This is a genomic window from Streptomyces sp. UH6, assembly GCF_013421635.1.
Taxonomy (GTDB): domain Bacteria; phylum Actinomycetota; class Actinomycetes; order Streptomycetales; family Streptomycetaceae; genus Streptomyces; species Streptomyces abyssomicinicus.
The window spans coordinates 1-16,671 of sequence record NZ_JACADT010000034.1; the positions used below are offsets into that span (position 1 = coordinate 1).

Sequence of the window (16,671 nt, forward strand, 5' to 3'; positions counted from 1 at the left end):
GCCGCTGCCGACCGGCCGGGAAGCCCCGCGGCCTCGTCGGCTGCGGCCTCGTCGGCTGCGGCCTGAAGGCAGGCCGGGTCAGCCGTTCTTGATGCGGTTGGTCAGTTCGGTGACCTGGTTGTAGATGGAGCGCCGCTCGGCCATCAGCGCACGGATCTTCCGGTCGGCGTGCATCACCGTGGTGTGGTCGCGGCCGCCGAACTGCGCGCCGATCTTCGGCAGCGACAGGTCGGTGAGCTCACGGCACAGGTACATGGCGATCTGCCGTGCCGTCACCAGCGCCCGCCCGCGGGAGGTCCCGCACAGGTCCTCGACGGTCAGGCCGAAGTAGTCCGCGGTGGCCGCCATGATGGCCGACGCGGTGATCTCGGGTGCCGAGTCCTCGCCGCCGGGGATCAGGTCCTTCAGCACGATCTCGGTCAGGCCCAGGTCCACCGGCTGGCGGTTCAGGGAGGCGAAGGCCGTCACCCGGATCAGCGCACCCTCGAGCTCGCGGATGTTCCGGGAGATCCGCGAGGCGATGAACTCCAGTACCTCCGGCGGAGCGTTCAGCTGCTCCTGCACCGCCTTCTTACGGAGGATCGCGATCCGGGTCTCCAGCTCGGGCGGCTGGACGTCGGTGATCAGACCCCACTCGAAGCGGTTCCGCAGCCGGTCCTCGAGCGTCACCAGCTGCTTGGGCGGCCGGTCGCTGGAGAGGACGATCTGCTTGTTGGCGTTGTGGAGGGTGTTGAAGGTGTGGAAGAACTCCTCCTGCGTCGACTCCTTGTCGGCCAGGAACTGGATGTCGTCGACCAGCAGGATGTCCATCTCCCGGTACCGCTTGCGGAAGCTGTCGCCCTTGCCGTCGCGGATCGAGTTGATGAACTCGTTGGTGAACTCCTCCGAGCTCACGTACCGCACGCGGGTCCCGGGGTAGAGGCTACGCGCGTAATGCCCGATGGCGTGGAGCAGATGGGTCTTGCCCAGCCCCGACTCCCCGTAGATGAAGAGAGGGTTGTACGCCTTGGCGGGCGCCTCGGCGACCGCCACCGCGGCGGCGTGCGCGAAACGGTTCGAGGCGCCGATGACGAACGTCTCGAACAGGTACTTGGGGTTCAGCCGGGCCGCGGGCTCGCCGACGCCCGGCGTCCCCGCACCACCGGAACCCACCAGCGAGGAGGGCGACGGGGAGGGGGCCGAGGAGAGCGACGAGGGCGAGGCGGGCTTGGGCGGGTAGCCGTCGTAGCCCCGCTCGAAGTCGGGACGTTCGTATCCGCCGTCCACACGCTGGGGACGCTCGTACTCCGACCGGTCCGGGCGCTCCTGCTGCCGGGCGTCGCGGAGGTCGCGGGCGTCGCGGCCCTCACGGTCGTAGTCGGTCGGGCGCTCGTAGTCGGAGCGGTCGTACTCCGGGCGCTCGTAATCCTTACGCTCGGCGCGGTCGCCGCGCTCGCCGCGGTCGGGCCGGTCGTACTCCGGGCGGTCGGCGCCGGAGCGGTCGGCGGTGCCGCGGTCGTATTCACTCCGGTCGTACTCGCCCCGGTCGTACTCGCGCCGCTCGCCACCCCGCCGGTCGTACTCGGAGCGGGGGAGGTCCTGGCGGTCGTACTCGCCGGGACGGCCGTACGGCGGCCGGGGCCGGCCGTAGTTCTGACCGCCATAGCCCTGCGTGCCGTAGTCCGGGGTGCCGTAGTCCTGCGTGCCGTACTCCTGCCCGCCCCCGTACTCCTGGGCGGAGGAGGGGGAGGCGTACGGGTCGCGGTCCGGGAAACCCAGCGGCTGCTGCTGCCAGCCGAAGTCGTGCTGGCCCGCGCGCGGCCAGGCGCCGGGTTCCTGGCGCTGGTGGTCCGGGTAGGCCGGGCGGGCGGTGGGCAGCTGCTCCTGCCGCGCGTCGGGCGCGGACTCCCGAAGGGGCGTGGCCGTCGGAACCTCGGGCTCCTCCTGACCACCGCCCGGGGGAGCCGCGGGAGGGGCCGGCGGCTCCCCCATGGAGGTGTCGACAGTGATCGCGATCCGGATCGGACGCCCGCACTCGCGGCTCAGCGTGTCGCTGACCACCGGGGCGAGCCTGCCCTCCAGCACGGTCTTCGCGAACTCGTTCGGGACGGCGAGCAGAGCGGTGTCGGCGACCAGAGCCAGCGGCTGGCAGCTGCGCAGCCACCGCTCGTCCTTGGGCTCGACCCCCTGCCCGCGACCCTCACCCAGGAGCCCGTCGAGCACCCGGGGCCACACTGCGGCAAGATCGGCGGGTACGTCAGCCACAGTGCACGCTCTCTCACAGGTCCCACGTCTGCGTGGTGCGCGGGACGATCGGTCGGCCGTCCGGCGGACGGCAGGTAACGAATCAGTCGGGGCCGGGGGGAACCGAACGAATCGGGAGTCCACCCACGGTAGTCAGGGCAACGGCTGTGCATCAAGTCGTTGTCCCCAGCCTGTGGACAGTGTGCCGCTGCCCCACGTCGGCCCGGAAATCGAGGTGCGCACGAGGCCCCTCCCGGGTGCCCCGGGAAGCACCGCGTCACCCTTGTGAGCAGCGGGTGGACGGCGGGCGCGGGGTAGACTGCCGGGGTTACACGACCGTCGGGTTTGACCGGATGGCGCAGCCGCGCGTACCGTGACCAGGTCGAGTTGTCGATGGCTGCTGCCGCCTGCCTCCGATGGGCAAAGATCACGTACCAGTGGTCGAGAAGCGGTGCACTCGGGCGTAAGCGAGCTACTCGTGGGCGCACGGTGACAGCCAGACGGCACCCGCCACCCACCGATTCATTTCTGGAGCCCCCGAGTGAGCAAGCGCACCTTCCAGCCGAACAACCGTCGTCGCGCGAAGACCCACGGCTTCCGGCTGCGTATGCGTACCCGTGCCGGCCGCGCGATCCTCGCGTCCCGCCGCAGCAAGGGTCGCGGCCGTCTGTCCGCCTGATCCCGGTCAGGTCATGACATCGTGCTGCCCACCGACAACCGGCTGAGGCGGCGCGAGGAATTCGCGACCGCTGTACGACGGGGGCGCCGGTCAGGCCGGTCGCTTCTCGTCGTTCATCTTCGTAGCGGTGCCACGGACCCGCACGCGCAGGGGGAGAGCGCTCCCCCCACGCGTGCGGGTTTCGTCGTGAGCAAAGCCGTGGGCGGAGCGGTGGTGCGCAACAAGGTGAAGCGCAGACTTCGCCATCTGATGCGCGAGCGGGTCGCTCAGCTGCCCCCCGGTAGCCTGGTAGTGGTACGAGCGTTGCCCCCCGCGGGTGACGCGGCCAACGAAGAACTGGCCCGAGACCTGGACGCCGCTCTCCAGCGGCTGCTGGGAGGGGGCGCGCGATGAAGTACCCGCTGCTGGCTCTGATCAAGCTGTACCAGTGGACGATCAGTCCGCTGCTCGGGCCGGTCTGCAAGTACTACCCGTCGTGCTCCCATTACGGCTACCAGGCCATCGACCGGCACGGTGCGATCAAGGGATCGGCGCTCACTGCGTGGCGCATCCTGCGCTGCAACCCGTGGTCGCTCGGCGGCGTGGACCATGTGCCCCCGCGGAAACGCCCGCGGTGGCACGAGATGCTGCGCGCCTCCTGGCGCGCACGCAAGGGCGGGCCCTCCGCCGATTCCGCCACCGAGGACCGAGGAGAGACGGGCAGCCGGCCCGAACCCCCCTCGAGCCCGGCCGCAGAGACCCCGTCCCATGCCCAAGGAGCATGATTAGTGGACACGATTGCCAGCTTCTTCAGCTTTATCACCACACCCGTCTCCTGGATCATCGTCCAGTTCCACTCCCTGTACGGCGCCGTCTTCGGTGAGTCCAGCGGATGGGCCTGGGGTCTGTCGATCGTGTCCCTGGTGATCCTGATCCGCATCTGCCTGATCCCGCTCTTCGTGAAGCAGATCAAGGCGACCCGGGCCATGCAGACGCTGCAGCCCGAGATGAAGAAGATCCAGGAGCGCTACAAGAACGACAAGCAGCGCCAGTCCGAAGAGATGATGAAGCTGTACAAGGAGTCGGGCACCAACCCGCTCTCCTCGTGCCTTCCCATCCTGGCGCAGTCGCCCTTCTTCTTCGCGCTCTACCACGTCCTGAACTCCATCGCCCAGGGCAAGACCATCGGTGTCCTCAACCAGGACCTGGTGGACAGCGCCCGACAGGCGCACATCTTCGGCGCCCCGCTGGCGAGCAAGTTCACCGACAGCGCCGAGGCCATCCGGGCGCTGAGCGCCAGCGTCACCGACGTCCGCGTCGTGACGGTCATCATGATCGTCCTGATGTCGCTGTCGCAGTTCTTCACCCAGCGCCAGCTGATGACGAAGAACGTCGACACCACGGTGAAGACGCCGTTCATGCAGCAGCAGAAGATGCTGATGTACGTCTTCCCGATCATCTTCGCCGTCTTCGGTATCAACTTCCCGGTCGGTGTCCTCGTCTACTGGCTGACCACCAACGTGTGGACCATGGGCCAGCAGATGTACGTCATCCACAACAACCCGACCCCGGGTTCCAAGGCGCAGGCCTCCTACCTCGAGCGTCTCTCCAAGAAGGTCGAGAACAAGGGCGCCGTCTCCGGCCGTGGCCGTCGCGCCATCGTCAAGGCCATCGTCGCCAAGGGCCGCGACCGCAACCCGGCCGAGCGGAAGTTCATCAACGGCCTGAACAAGATGGGCCTCGCCGCCCAGCCCGACGGCACCGTGGTGAAGAGCGAGAAGCTCGCCGCCGACCAGTCGCAGGACGGCGACTCCGGGCACGCCGGTGCCGCCAAGCGCCAGCAGCCGAAGCGCCAGACCAAGTCCCAGCGCCAGGCCGCGGTGAAGTCGGACGCGGAATCCGCGGAGGAGAACGGCGAGCCGCAGGCCGGCAAGCCGCAGGGCGGCGCCAAGCCCCAGGGCGGCGCCACCAAGGCCGGAGGCCCCGGCAACGGTGGCCGCAGCCGTGCCCAGTCGGGCCGCAAGGGTCCGCAGCAGCGCTCCAAGTCCTCGTCCAAGAAGTAAGAAGGAGCCCATCCCGTGACGGAAGGAACCGTCTCCTCCGCCGCCGACGGTGCGGACGCCCTGACCCGCCTCGAGCAGGAGGGTGAGATCGCGGCCGACTACCTGGAAGGTCTGCTGGACATCGCCGACCTCGACGGCGACATCGACATGGACGTCGAGGCGGACCGGGCGTCCGTGTCGATCATCAGCGACACCGCCGGCCGTGACCTGCAGAAGCTCGTCGGCCGCGACGGCGAGGTGCTCGAAGCGCTCCAGGAGCTCACGCGCCTGGCCGTGCACCGGGAGACCGGTGACCGCAGCCGTCTGATGCTGGACGTCGCCGGCTTCCGTGCCCGCAAGCGGGCGGAGCTGTCCGAGATCGGCGCCAAGGCCGCAGCCGAGGCGCGGAGCACCGGAGAGCCGGTCCGGCTCCGGCCGATGTCGCCGTTCGAGCGCAAGGTCGTGCACGACGCGGTCAAGGCCGCCGGTCTGAGCAGCGAGTCCGAGGGCGAGGAACCGCAGCGCTTCGTCGTCGTGCTGCCTGCCTGATCGGCTCGCGTACGTTCCACCGGCCCCGTCTGTTGAGCAGACGGGGCCGTACTTTGTCAGCCTGGTAGTTCTGGTGGTCAGCGCACAGCGCGCTTTTTTGCGGTACGGAAGGACGGTCCCCCGTGACGGAGGCAGCAGAGCTTCCCCCTGCGCCCGAGCAGGCGCGTGAAGTGTTCGGCGATCGCTTCGACGATGCGGTGCGGTACGCCGAGCTGCTGGCGGACGCCGGTGTGCAGCGAGGGCTCATCGGCCCACGAGAGGTACCCCGGCTCTGGGAGCGGCACCTGCTGAACTGCGCGGTGCTCTCCGAGGTGGTGCCCGAGGGCGTGACCGTGTGCGACGTCGGTTCCGGCGCGGGGCTTCCGGGCATCCCGCTGGCTCTGGTCCGTGGCGACCTGAAGATCACGCTTCTGGAGCCGCTGCTGCGGCGGACGAACTTCCTCACCGAGGTGGTGGAGCTGCTCGGGCTGGACCATGTGACGGTGGTCCGTGGCCGTGCCGAAGAGGTCCTCGGGAAGCTGCCGCCGGTCCACGTGGTCACCGCGCGGGCGGTGGCGCCACTGGACCGTCTGGCCACCTGGGGCATCCCGCTGCTGCGTCCCTACGGTGAGATGCTGGCCCTCAAGGGCGACACCGCGGAGGAGGAGCTGAAGGCGGCCGCCGCGGCCCTGAGCAAGCTGGGGGCCGTGGAGACGGACGTCCTTCAGGTCGGCGAAGGAGTGGTGGACCCGCTGTCGACGGTCGTCCAGGTGAAGGTCGGTGAAAGCCCCGGCGGAGTGCGGTTCGCCGCCAAGCGGGCCAAGGCGGCCCGCTCGGCGCGGCCGTCGCGTCGGCGCCGCTGACGCGCGTCGCACCCTCGCTCTCTGCTTTCTCCTGCCGTCTTCTTCCTGTGTGCCGTGCCGTGAGTCCCTGACCCGTGCCCCGTGTTCCGATCAGAGCGGACCTCGTCCGCCTCCGGACATGGGGCACGGGTACTCCAGCACGGTCCACCACCGGCCTCACGTGCCCGTCGCCCGGAGTGTCGTAGACCTCTCCTGCCGTGATCTCGGCATCGTTGTTTCACGTGAAACGTCGCTCACTGCTGCAAGGCGTCATCGGCCGCAGCCACGCCGCCGCCGAACCGCGCGACCGAAAGCCCGCTGCTCCCCTGCGAAAGCCGTCGAGCGGTTCGCTCGCCAGGGGTGACAAGTTGTCCACAGAGGTGGATTTCTCCACAGAACAACCGGCCTCACTGGTTCGCACCCCCGAAGGCATGGGACGCTCTGTACATAGAGAGCCTGAAGTCGAGGAGAGTGAATCCTTGCGGTCCGACGCCAACATCGCGGGACCGATGACCGATCCGGTCCCCGGTCCCCGCACCGAGTCGCAGGGGGACGATGTTTCACGTGAAACACCGCCCCCCATGGACGACACCCCCATGGGCCACGCCAGTCAGCAGGCGGTGGACGCCATGGGGCGTGCCGCCGGGGAAGGTCTGCCTCGTCCGGAGCAGACCCGGATCATCGTGGTCGCCAACCAGAAGGGCGGCGTCGGTAAGACCACCACCACGGTCAACGTCGCCGCATCCTTGGCTCTGCACGGCAACCGGGTCCTGGTCGTCGACCTCGACCCACAGGGCAACGCCTCCACTGCGCTGGGAATCGATCACCACGCCGAGGTTCCCTCGATCTATGACGTCCTGGTGGACAGTCGTCCGCTCTCCGAGGTGGTGCAGCCCGTACCGGACGTCGAGGGGCTCTTCTGCGCACCCGCCACGATCGACCTGGCGGGCGCCGAGATCGAGCTGGTCTCCCTGGTCGCCCGCGAGAGCCGGTTGCAGCGCGCCCTCCAGGCATACGAGCAGCCGCTGGACTACGTCCTCATCGACTGTCCTCCGTCGCTGGGTCTGCTGACCGTCAATGCGATGGTCGCGGGCGCCGAGGTGCTGATTCCCATCCAGTGCGAGTACTACGCGCTGGAGGGACTGGGGCAGCTGCTGAGGAACGTCGAACTGATCCGGGGCCACCTGAACCCGCATCTGCACGTCTCGACCATCCTGCTCACCATGTACGACGGCCGCACCCGGCTGGCTTCTCAAGTGGCCGAAGAGGTCCGTAGCCACTTCGGCAACGAGGTGCTGCGGACAAGCATCCCGCGGTCCGTGCGCATCTCGGAGGCCCCGAGCTACGGACAGACGGTACTGACCTACGATCCAGGTTCCAGTGGTGCCCTGTCGTACCTGGAGGCCGCCCGGGAGATCGCTCTCCGGGGTGTGGGCATCGGCTATGACGGCTCGCAGGCGCACACGGGCGCTGTGATGGGCCAGCTGCCCAGTGGGCAACCGCAGGGCGGTCAGGTGGCGGACGGGCAGATGATGAGTGGACAGAGCATGGTGGAGGGGATCCAGTGAGTGAACGACGCAGAGGGCTGGGCCGCGGGCTTGGCGCACTGATCCCCGCAGCGCCGACGGGGGACAGGCCGGTCGGCGGTCCGGCGGCTGCGGCGGCTCCTGCGGGCACGGCCACGCAGGCGCCCCCGGGTATCCCCGGGTCCGGTATCCCCGGGTCCGGGGGAGAGCGTGGTGTGCCGGCCGCCAAACTGGCGTCCCTGCCGGCGGTGCCGCGTGGTGTCGAGGACACGGCTCCTGCGGCGGACAGCGATCTTCCGGCGTCTCCGGTGGGAGCGCATTTCGCCGAACTGCCCCTGGACTCCATCACCCCCAACCCGCGTCAGCCGCGGGAGGTGTTCGACGAGGACGCGCTGGCGGAGTTGGTCACCTCCATCAAGGAGGTCGGCCTGCTGCAGCCCGTGGTGGTCCGGCAGATCGGCCCGGGGCGCTACGAACTCATCATGGGTGAGCGTCGTTGGCGTGCCAGCCGCGAGGCCGGCCTGGAGGCGATCCCCGCGATCGTCCGGGCCACCGACGACGAGAAGCTTCTTCTCGACGCTCTGCTGGAGAACCTGCACCGGGCCCAGCTGAACCCGTTGGAGGAGGCGGCCGCCTACGACCAGCTGCTGCAGGACTTCAAGTGCACGCACGATCAGCTGGCCGACAGGATCGGTCGTTCCCGGCCGCAGGTCTCCAACACGCTGCGTCTGCTCAAGCTCTCCCCCGCCGTCCAGCGACGTGTGGCCGCCGGAGTGCTGTCGGCCGGTCATGCACGCGCGCTGCTCTCGATCGAGGACGCTGAGGAGCAGGACCGGCTGGCGAAGCGGATCGTGGCCGAAGGCCTCTCGGTCCGAGCGGTCGAGGAGATCGTCACCTTGATGGGGACGGGCCCGGAGAAGCCCGCCCGAGCCAAGGGACCCCGTGCCGGCTCCAAGGTGTCTCCGGCACTCTCCGAGCTGGCCACCCGTCTCTCCGACCGCTTTGAGACGCGGGTCAAGGTGGATCTGGGCAAGACCAAGGGGAAGATCACGGTCGAGTTCGCCTCCGTGGAGGATCTCGAGCGGATCTTGACGACTCTGGCACCCGACGAGACTCCGGTGCTGAAGGACCTGTCGACGGACTCCGAAGAAGGCGTCCAGGTCGACGAGTAGGCGGGCAGGGGGAGCACAGCAGGCATACGTGCCCCTCAGGCGCGGGTCGTGTCAGGCGAGATCCGGACACGACCCGCGCTTTGCTTTGTCACCACGGTCCCGAAGCCTCATGGTGGAAGGTGAGACAACAGGAAGCGAGGAAGCACGTTCATGGGGCGTCGGCTTGTTCCGCTCACGCTGGACAATCTCCAGGACCTTCCCCAGCGATGCCGAGGGTGTGTCTTCTGGGAGCTCGATCCCTTCAGCGGGGAGACGGCTCTCAAGGAGGGCAAGGCCGAGGTGGAGAAGGAATCCTGGATTTCCGCCGTGCTGCTCGACTGGGGATCGTGCGGTCGCCTGGTCTACGTGGACGACGTTCCGGCCGGCTACGTCCTCTACGCGCCGCCGGCCTACGTGCCTCGCGCGACGGCGTTCCCCACCAGTCCTGTCTCTCCGGACGCGGTTCAGTTGATCACTGCATTCGTCCTCCCCGAATACCAGGGGCAGGGACTGGGCCGGGTGCTGGTGCAGACGGTCGCCAAGGATCTGCTGCGGCGGGGGTTCAAGGCGGTCGAGGCGTTCGGTGATGCCAGCTGGAAGGAACCCGCCTGCCTGCTCCCCGCGGACCACCTGCTGGCGGTCGGCTTCAAGACGGTGCGCTCCCACCCGACCTATCCCCGGCTTCGCCTGGAACTGCGATCGACGCTCTCCTGGAAGGAGGACGTCGAGATGGCCCTGGACCGTCTTCTGGGGGCCGTGCAGAAGGAACCGGCACTTCGCCCTCTCTGAGGCACCACAGGCCGGGAAACGAGCGAGGGCCGACCCCCGCAACGGGGGTCGGCCCTCTCATGCTTGCGGCCCACCCTCGATGTTTCACGTGAAACCTGGTTTCACGTGAAACATCGAGTCCGCGGGCGAAGACGGTTACTCGGAGATGAACTCTTCGAGGTCCCGCACGATCATCGACTTCGGCTTGGCGCCCACGATGGTCTTGGCAACCTCGCCGCCCTGATAGACGTTCAGCGTCGGGATCGACATCACGCCGTACTTGGCGGCGGTCGCCGGGTTCTCGTCAATGTTGAGCTTGACGACCTCGATCTTGTCGGCGTGCTCCGCGGCGATCGCCTCCAGCGAGGGAGCGATCTGGCGGCACGGGCCGCACCAGGCGGCCCAGAAGTCCACGAGGACGGGCTTGTCGCTCTTGAGGACCTCTTCCTCAAAGGTCTCATCGGTGACATTCTTCAGGCTGCCGGCCACAGAGGGCTCCTAACTACGGATCGGTGGGGGGAGTGGAATCAGGCGGAGGTCTTCTCCGGCTCCGCCTGCTGCTCGGAGTCGGAGAGAGAGGCCAGGTAGCGCTCGGCGTCCAGGGCGGCGGAGCAGCCGGTGCCGGCCGCGGTGATCGCCTGGCGGTAGGTGTGGTCGACCACGTCGCCGGCGGCGAAGACGCCGGTGACGTTGGTGCGGGTGGAGGGGGCCTCCACCTTGAGGTAACCCTCGCCGTCGAGCTCCAGCTGGCCCTTGAAGAGCTCGGTGCGGGGGTCGTGGCCGATCGCGATGAACAGACCACTGACCGCCAGGTCCGACAGTTCGCCGGTCTTCACGTTGCGCAGCTTCAGACCCGAGAGCTTGGCCTCGCCCTGGACCTCGGCGACCTCGCTGTCCCAGATGAAGCGGATCTTCGGATCGGCGAAGGCTCGTTCCTGCATCGCCTTGGAGGCACGCAGGGTGTCCCGCCGGTGGACGATGGTGACCGACTTGGCGAAGCGCGAAAGGAAGGTGGCCTCCTCCATCGCGGTGTCGCCACCGCCGATCACGGCGATGTCGTGCTCCCGGAAGAAGAAGCCGTCACAGGTGGCGCACCAGGAGACGCCCCGACCGGAGAGGGCGTCCTCGTTCGGCAGGCCCAGCTTGCGGTGCTGGGAGCCGGTGGCGACGATGACGGCCTTGGCGCGGTGGACGGTTCCTGCGGTGTCCGTGACGGTCTTGATGTCACCCGTCAGGTCGGCCGAGACGATGTCGTCCGGGATCAGCTCAGCACCGAAGCGCTCGGCCTGGGCCCGCATGTTGTCCATGAGCTCCGGGCCCATGATGCCGGTCTGGAAGCCGGGGAAGTTCTCCACCTCGGTGGTGTTCATCAGCGCGCCACCGGCGGTGACGGCGCCCTCGAACACCAGCGGCTTCAGCGACGCGCGCGCGGTGTAGAGCGCCGCCGTGTAGCCGGCGGGCCCTGAGCCGATGATGATCACGTTACGGACGTCGCTCACGGCGGGATTCCTCGTCTCTGGAATGCGTCTACTGGCGGGCAAGTCTGATGCGGTGAGCCTGATTCGGCGCTCTCACATCACCCCAACGGATCCTAGAGGCCGGGCATTCCCCACCGTGCGTGGGCACGCGAGTGTCTCGGTGCGCGGGCATCCTGAAGGGCAACGCCTACCGGATACCCCGACGCGGCGGGCTCATTGTTCAGTCCGAGGCGCGAGTGTACGACTGCTGCAGAAGGACGTCCCCCTCGGCCTGGTTGCCCGAGGAGGACTCGGTGACGCAGGCGGCATCCACCACATAGGCGAGCACGCGGGCATCGTTCCCGGGGTCAGGGAGCACCACCAAGTAGGCGGCCTTTCCCTGGAAGGTTCCCTTTCGAGCGGCGAGAGCCTCGTCAGGGCTGTCGATGCCTTCCCGGACACAGGCCGGGACATCGACGTCCGGCCGGCCCAGGGTCCTGGGCTGCGGCGAGGACGGCTCTCCGGACTCGTCGGCTTCGACGAGAAGCCCGGCCACCTCCTGATCGAGAGGGTGCCCGGAGAACGTCGACGCTGTGGGGGGAGCAGGTTCCTCCTGGAAGGGCTGCATCAGCAGCACAGCGATACCGGCGGCCGCAGTGGCGCATGCTGCGCCGATCGCCAGCGAGCGACGGCGTCGGGTGCGCGGTCGTCCGACGGTCCGGCCGGGGCCTGAGGAAGTGGGGCGGGCCGGGGGGTGTGTCCTGCCGGGCCCGTCCGGCCGCTCGGCGGAGCGTGTGGTTTCACGTGAAACATGCGTCCCGGGGAGATCGGTCTCGGGGGCGGCGCCTCCGCTGATGCTGTTCGTCTCCGCGGCCTCGTCACCCGAGCCGGTCTCCGCCGTGGCACTCGCTGTGCTCAGCAGGACCTCGGCGGCCAAGGCGGCGTCGATCCGGCCGGCCACGTCGGCCGGCATCCGCACCGGTCCGGGCAGCGTGCCGAGTGCGCCCCGGATCTCCTCCAGCGCTGCGTGGACGTCGGCACAGAGAGTGCAGTCCTCGAGGTGTCCGCTCACCGACGCTGTGCGGTCGGGTGTGAGCACACCTTCCACCAGGTCGGAGATCTCCGTGACGTCCGGGTGCCCGGCCGTGTCTTTCGTGGGGGTCACGCTCGTTCACCTCCGCCCTTCGCGGTCGCAGAATCAGTGGGTCCAAGGGTGGGCCTGTCCGGTGCGCTAGGTGGGACGGATGCGCGGTGCGGACGGTTCCGCCCTTCACCAGGAGGACCCGGAGGATCTTCGTCCCGCTCGGTGGGCGGTGTCCTCAGGTGGGCCAGCAGAGGAAGAAGCCGAGCGCGGCCTCGGGCACAGCGGCTCTTCACCGTGCCGACCGGCACGTCGAGAATTCCGGCGGCCTCCGCGACCGGGTAGCCCTGCATGTCCACCAGCACCAGTGCGGCCCGCTGGTCCGGTGACAGGGTGGCGAGTGCGCGGACGAGCTCTCGGTGGAGGTCGTTGCGTTCAGCGGGAGCGGAGGCCGCTTCGTGCGGATCCAGCAGTTGTTCCAGGCGCTCCGGGTCGTCCACCGGCGACGTTCGACGGGTGGCGGCCTTGCGCGCGCGGTCCAGGCAGGCGTTCACCGTGATCCGGTGGAGCCATGTGGTCACGGCCGAGTGACCGCGGAAGGTATGGGCGCTGCGATAGGCGGAGACCAGGGCGTCCTGAACGGCGTCCGCCGCCTCTTCCCGGTCGCCGAGGGTGCGGAGGGCCACCGCCCACAGACGGTCTCGATGGCGGCGGACCAGTTCACCGAATGCCTCGGGATCACCCCGCAGACGGAGAGCGATCAGTTCCCGGTCGTCCGTGCCCTCGTACCTGGCGGCGTCTGCCATCCGGCCCTCCCCCTGTGGTCCACTCCCCCGAGTGGGCCGCGGCCCGTGCCGTGCGTGGGGGCGGCGACCCGTCGTCGGTGCGTCAGCTGCTCACCTTGACGTCCACCACCCGGCCGCGGAAGGTGCCGGAGCTTTCCGGTGGGAGCTTCGTGAGCCAGACGAGGAGGTAGCGGGACTCGACCTTCTTGTCCGGGGTGAGGGTCACCGAGGTGCCGGAGCCCTTGGCCACCTTGGCGTAGTCGTCGAAGGACGTGGGCTGGGAGCCGGCGCTGCTGTCGGCGGCACGGAGCTCGACCGAGGTCTCGCCCTTGAAAGTGACGGTCACCTTGCCGACCGTCTGGGTCTTCCCCAGATCGAGGATGACGCCGACGCCGGGCTTCAGGTTCCCGAACTCGGCATAGCCTCGGTAATAGTCCGTCTGCCAGTAGGTGTCGGACTTGCCGTCGTAGACCTTGCTTATGTCCGACGGCTTCTCCGTGCTGTCACCGAAGGGGTCGAAGTCGGTGGCGTTCTTGATGGCTATCGGCTCGGCCTGCCGGGGCTTGTCGTCCTTCGGCTGCGTCTGCGGCACCGTGTCGAGCGGTTCGCCGCCGTTGTCCATCAGGACGTCCGCGAGCTGCCAGCTTCCCAGACCGAGGGCGGCGATCAGCAGGGCGGACACCGCCCACTTGAGTGCCTTGCCCGTCCGGGTCTCCAGCGGGGCGGGAGGGGCCGGGACGGGCGGCGGTACGGGGCCCGCCGCCGTGTACGAGGTCCGCGCGTACGGGGGACGCGGGTACTCGGAGGGCGGGGTGAAGGAGGGCTCGGGCCGCCGGACACGGGGCATCTCGATGACGGCCTTGGCGAGTTCCTCCGGCGTGGTGCAGGCGGCCTCGTGGCGGGAGGCGGTGGCACCGTCGTTGGCGAGGGCCCGCATGGCGAGCTCGGAGAGCCCGAGGTGGACGCCGGCCCGGACCTGGTCCGGGGGGATCAGACCGAGGTCCTTGGGCAGGCCGGAGAGACCGTGGGCGTCGGTCTCGTAGGGCCACCGCTGGGTCAGTCCCGCATAGAGAAGGGCACCGATGGCTTCGGTGTCGGCGCGCTGCGGGGTGTCGGAGCGGACGCCGCGGAGCGCGGCGCTCACAGCGAGGCCACGGATGCGCCACTGGCCGGTGGACGTGCGGAGGACGGTGCCGGGCGTGAGGCAGAGATGCGCCAGGCCCTCGCGGTGGGCGGCGGCCATGGCCTGGGAGACCTGGAGGACCATCTGGTAGGCGTCGTGCGCCTCCAGCGGACCTGACGCCAGCAGGGCCGTGAGCTCGCTGGCGTCGGGGAGCCATTCGTGGACGACGTAGACCAGGTCCTCGTCCTCGGCGGCGTCGAGGACCTGGACGAACCGGGGGTCGCCGAGGAGAGCCGCCGAGCGGGCCGCGGAGAGGACCGATCGGGCGCGTGGATGGTCGGCAGGAAGGATGTGGACGCCGACGGCGCGACGGAGCATCTCGTCCATCGCGCGCCAGCTGCTGAACCCGTCCAGACGGGTGACGCACTCCTCCAGGCGGTACCGCCTGGCCAGCTTGTGGCCACTGTGCAGTTCCAGCGCTCGGGCGGGGACGGAGTCCGCCACCACGAGGTCGCCCTGCGCCTGGTCGTGCTCCGTGCCCGGTTGCCGCTTCTGGGCAACCCCGTCGGCCGTGGACTGGTCCGCCTCGGCGGTCAACGACTCGTCGCCGCTGTTGCCTGCCACGTCGACGGCAGCTGTGCTTCGTTCCGCCACCGTCGTCCCTGCCTCCCCATCCGTCGCGTGCTCACCACGCCGAAACCCATTGTGCCCACAGTCCGTCACTCCGCACGACAAGCGGTGGCGGCCGATGGTTGTGCGCCTACCCCGGACTCAGCGCCCGAGGCGTCCCCGGACCATGCCGACCAGAGAATTGAGCTCCTCCACCCGCATCCGCCGCGCGGCGAGGAAGAAGACCCCGAGAAGAACGATGCCACCCAGGACGAGCGCACTCAGCGATCCGAGGATTGTCCATCCGAGGGTGCGGCCGATGCCGTAGGAGACCGCCCCGCTGAGTACGGCGGCCGGGACCGACGCGATGCAGAGCCTGGCATACGTACGCAGGACGCGGGAGCCGTCCAGGTCGCCGCCGAGCTTCTTCCGCAGGCGGCGCCATGCGACGCCCACACCGATGCCGTAGGCGAGGCCGTAGGAGGCGGCCATGCCCACCACGGCCCACCGGGCGGGAAGCAGGAGGAAGCAGAGGAACGACGCGCCGGCGTTGCCCGCCGCGACGATCACGGTGTTGTAGAAGGGGGTCCGGGTGTCCTCGTAGGCGTAGAAGGCGCGGAGCACGACGTACTGGACCGAGTAGGGGATCAGGCCGAGACCGAAGGCCATCAGCATGTAGCCCATGTTCGTCGCCGCGGAGGTGCCGGAGCCACCGAACATCAGGTTGCACATCGGCACGCCGAGGGCGAGGAAGCCGAAGGCGATCGGCACGATCGCCACGGCGGTGGTGCGCAGGCCCTGCGAGATGTCGTCACGGACCGCACCGGCATCGTCCTCGGCCGCGGACCGGGCCAGGCGCGGCAGCAGCGCGGCCATCAGCGACACCGTGATGATGGCCTGGGGCAGACCCCAGATCAGCTGGGCGTTGGCATAGGCGCTGAAGCCGGTACCGGGGATGCTCTTCCCGTCCAGCAGGGCCGCGGTGGCCAGCTGCGAGACCACCACGGCACCCAGCTGGTTGGCGAGGACGAAGAGGATGGTCCACTTGGCCAGCTTGGCGGCCTTGCCCATGCCGTGGCCCCGCCAGTCGAAGCGGAGCCGCAGCTTGAACCCGCTCTCCCGCAGGTAGGGGATCATCGCCAGCGCCTGGACGACCAGACCGAGCAGGACACCGATGCCGAGCAGGCGGACGCCTTCCGGCGGGATGGACTGCACCTGCATCTTCGAGTCGGCGGCGGTGCCGTAGACCCAGAGGAACATTCCCAGGGTGACGATGATGACGATGTTGTTGAGGACCGGGGTCCACATCATCGCGCCGAACCGGTTCCTCGCGTTGAGGATCTGTCCCATCACCACGTGGATGCCCATGAAGAAGATCGTGGGCAGGAAGTACAAGGTGAAGGTGACGGCGACGTCGTTGGCGGCGGGCTTGTCCGCGATGGAGTTGGAGAGGGCGCGGACGAGCAGCGGCGCGCCCAGCATGGCGAGCGCGGTGAGGGCGGCCAGGGCCACCATCACCAGGGTGAGCAGGCGGTTGGCGTACGCCTCGCCGCCGTCCTCGTCCTGCTTCATGGCACGCACCAGCTGCGGCACGAAGACGGAGTTCAGACCGCCGCCCACGGTGAGGATGTAGATCATCGTCGGCAGCTGGTAGGCGACCTGGAAGGCGTCACCGAGCGTGGCCGTGCCCAGCGCGGCGACGATCAGCATCGAGCGGACGAACCCGGTGAGGCGCGACACCAAGGTGCCGGCGGCCATCACGGCGCTCGACTTCAGGACGTTGGAGGCGCGGCCGCCCTTCTTGGCCGTCGGAGCGGGCTCCGGGCCCGCCGCCGGGGTGCCGGGCGGCTGCGGAAAGGCCTGGGGCGGTCCGGCGGG

General features: G+C 69.1%; 16 protein-coding genes. 9 read left to right on the forward strand and 7 right to left on the reverse strand.

Translation table 11 applies throughout. The features are described from left to right. Positions 1 to 78: 78 nt before the first annotated feature. The gene (dnaA, locus tag HW445_RS04575; RefSeq protein ID WP_180219742.1) at positions 79 to 2,244 is read right to left on the reverse strand and encodes a chromosomal replication initiator protein DnaA; all 2,166 of its coding nucleotides are present in this window, start codon (positions 2,242 to 2,244) and stop codon (positions 79 to 81) included. A 520-nt stretch (positions 2,245 to 2,764) separates the two neighbouring features. Here dnaA and rpmH point away from each other — a divergent pair. From rpmH to HW445_RS04620, 9 genes are all read left to right on the forward strand, one after another. Next, on the forward strand, positions 2,765 to 2,902 hold the full coding sequence (rpmH, locus tag HW445_RS04580; RefSeq protein ID WP_009716483.1) for a 50S ribosomal protein L34: 138 nt from the start codon (positions 2,765 to 2,767) through the stop codon (positions 2,900 to 2,902). A 21-nt stretch (positions 2,903 to 2,923) separates the two neighbouring features. Further along, the gene (gene rnpA, locus HW445_RS04585) at positions 2,924 to 3,295 is read left to right on the forward strand and encodes a ribonuclease P protein component (protein ID WP_180219743.1); all 372 of its coding nucleotides are present in this window, start codon (positions 2,924 to 2,926) and stop codon (positions 3,293 to 3,295) included. Beyond that, entirely contained in the window at positions 3,292 to 3,666 is a 375-nt protein-coding gene (gene yidD, locus HW445_RS04590) for a membrane protein insertion efficiency factor YidD (RefSeq protein WP_151773612.1), read from the forward strand. Before rnpA ends, yidD begins: the two co-directional genes overlap by 4 nt. A 3-nt stretch (positions 3,667 to 3,669) precedes the next feature. After that, positions 3,670 to 4,944 (forward strand): membrane protein insertase YidC, encoded by a 1,275-nt coding sequence (yidC, locus tag HW445_RS04595; RefSeq protein ID WP_180219744.1) that lies wholly within the window; start codon positions 3,670 to 3,672, stop codon positions 4,942 to 4,944. Positions 4,945 to 4,959: 15 nt separating this feature from the next. After that, on the forward strand, positions 4,960 to 5,472 hold the full coding sequence (locus tag HW445_RS04600) for a R3H domain-containing nucleic acid-binding protein (RefSeq protein ID WP_151773614.1): 513 nt from the start codon (positions 4,960 to 4,962) through the stop codon (positions 5,470 to 5,472). Positions 5,473 to 5,594: 122 nt separating this feature from the next. Next, positions 5,595 to 6,314, forward strand: a complete 720-nt coding sequence (gene rsmG / locus HW445_RS04605) for a 16S rRNA (guanine(527)-N(7))-methyltransferase RsmG (RefSeq protein WP_180219745.1) — start codon at positions 5,595 to 5,597, stop codon at positions 6,312 to 6,314. Positions 6,315 to 6,724: 410 nt separating this feature from the next. Then, positions 6,725 to 7,861, forward strand: coding sequence for a ParA family protein (locus tag HW445_RS04610; RefSeq protein WP_257230843.1), 1,137 nt, complete (start codon positions 6,725 to 6,727; stop codon positions 7,859 to 7,861). Continuing rightward, positions 7,858 to 8,991 (forward strand): ParB/RepB/Spo0J family partition protein, encoded by a 1,134-nt coding sequence (locus HW445_RS04615; protein WP_180219746.1) that lies wholly within the window; start codon positions 7,858 to 7,860, stop codon positions 8,989 to 8,991. Before HW445_RS04610 ends, HW445_RS04615 begins: the two co-directional genes overlap by 4 nt. A 150-nt stretch (positions 8,992 to 9,141) precedes the next feature. Next, the gene (locus tag HW445_RS04620; protein WP_180219747.1) at positions 9,142 to 9,759 is read left to right on the forward strand and encodes a GNAT family N-acetyltransferase; all 618 of its coding nucleotides are present in this window, start codon (positions 9,142 to 9,144) and stop codon (positions 9,757 to 9,759) included. Between the two features lie 135 nt (positions 9,760 to 9,894). Here the strand turns inward: HW445_RS04620 and trxA are convergent, their stop codons facing one another. The 6 genes from trxA to murJ form a co-directional block, all read right to left on the reverse strand. After that, entirely contained in the window at positions 9,895 to 10,227 is a 333-nt protein-coding gene (gene trxA, locus HW445_RS04625) for a thioredoxin (RefSeq protein WP_151773618.1), read from the reverse strand. A gap of 38 nt (positions 10,228 to 10,265) precedes the next feature. After that, positions 10,266 to 11,237 (reverse strand): thioredoxin-disulfide reductase, encoded by a 972-nt coding sequence (gene trxB / locus HW445_RS04630; RefSeq protein ID WP_180219748.1) that lies wholly within the window; start codon positions 11,235 to 11,237, stop codon positions 10,266 to 10,268. Between the two features lie 199 nt (positions 11,238 to 11,436). Continuing rightward, positions 11,437 to 12,360, reverse strand: a complete 924-nt coding sequence (locus HW445_RS04635; protein WP_180219749.1) for an anti-sigma factor — start codon at positions 12,358 to 12,360, stop codon at positions 11,437 to 11,439. Next, positions 12,357 to 13,082, reverse strand: a complete 726-nt coding sequence (gene sigM, locus HW445_RS04640; RefSeq protein ID WP_180219750.1) for an RNA polymerase sigma factor SigM — start codon at positions 13,080 to 13,082, stop codon at positions 12,357 to 12,359. Before sigM ends, HW445_RS04635 begins: the two co-directional genes overlap by 4 nt. Before the next feature lie 82 nt (positions 13,083 to 13,164). Beyond that, positions 13,165 to 14,838 (reverse strand): protein kinase family protein, encoded by a 1,674-nt coding sequence (locus tag HW445_RS04645; protein ID WP_180219751.1) that lies wholly within the window; start codon positions 14,836 to 14,838, stop codon positions 13,165 to 13,167. A gap of 117 nt (positions 14,839 to 14,955) precedes the next feature. Then, positions 14,956 to 16,671: murein biosynthesis integral membrane protein MurJ (murJ, locus tag HW445_RS04650; protein ID WP_180219752.1), on the reverse strand; the 1,716-nt coding region annotated here is incomplete at its 5' end.

Coding starts and splice junctions, on each gene's coding strand:
- yidD (WP_151773612.1), top strand. CDS start 3,292: ATGAAGTACCCGCTGCTGGCTCTGATCAAGCTGTACCAGTGGACGATC.
- HW445_RS04610 (WP_257230843.1), top strand. CDS start 6,725: ATGGGACGCTCTGTACATAGAGAGCCTGAAGTCGAGGAGAGTGAATCC.
- HW445_RS04620 (WP_180219747.1), top strand. CDS start 9,142: ATGGGGCGTCGGCTTGTTCCGCTCACGCTGGACAATCTCCAGGACCTT.
- sigM (WP_180219750.1), bottom strand. CDS start 13,082: ATGGCAGACGCCGCCAGGTACGAGGGCACGGACGACCGGGAACTGATC.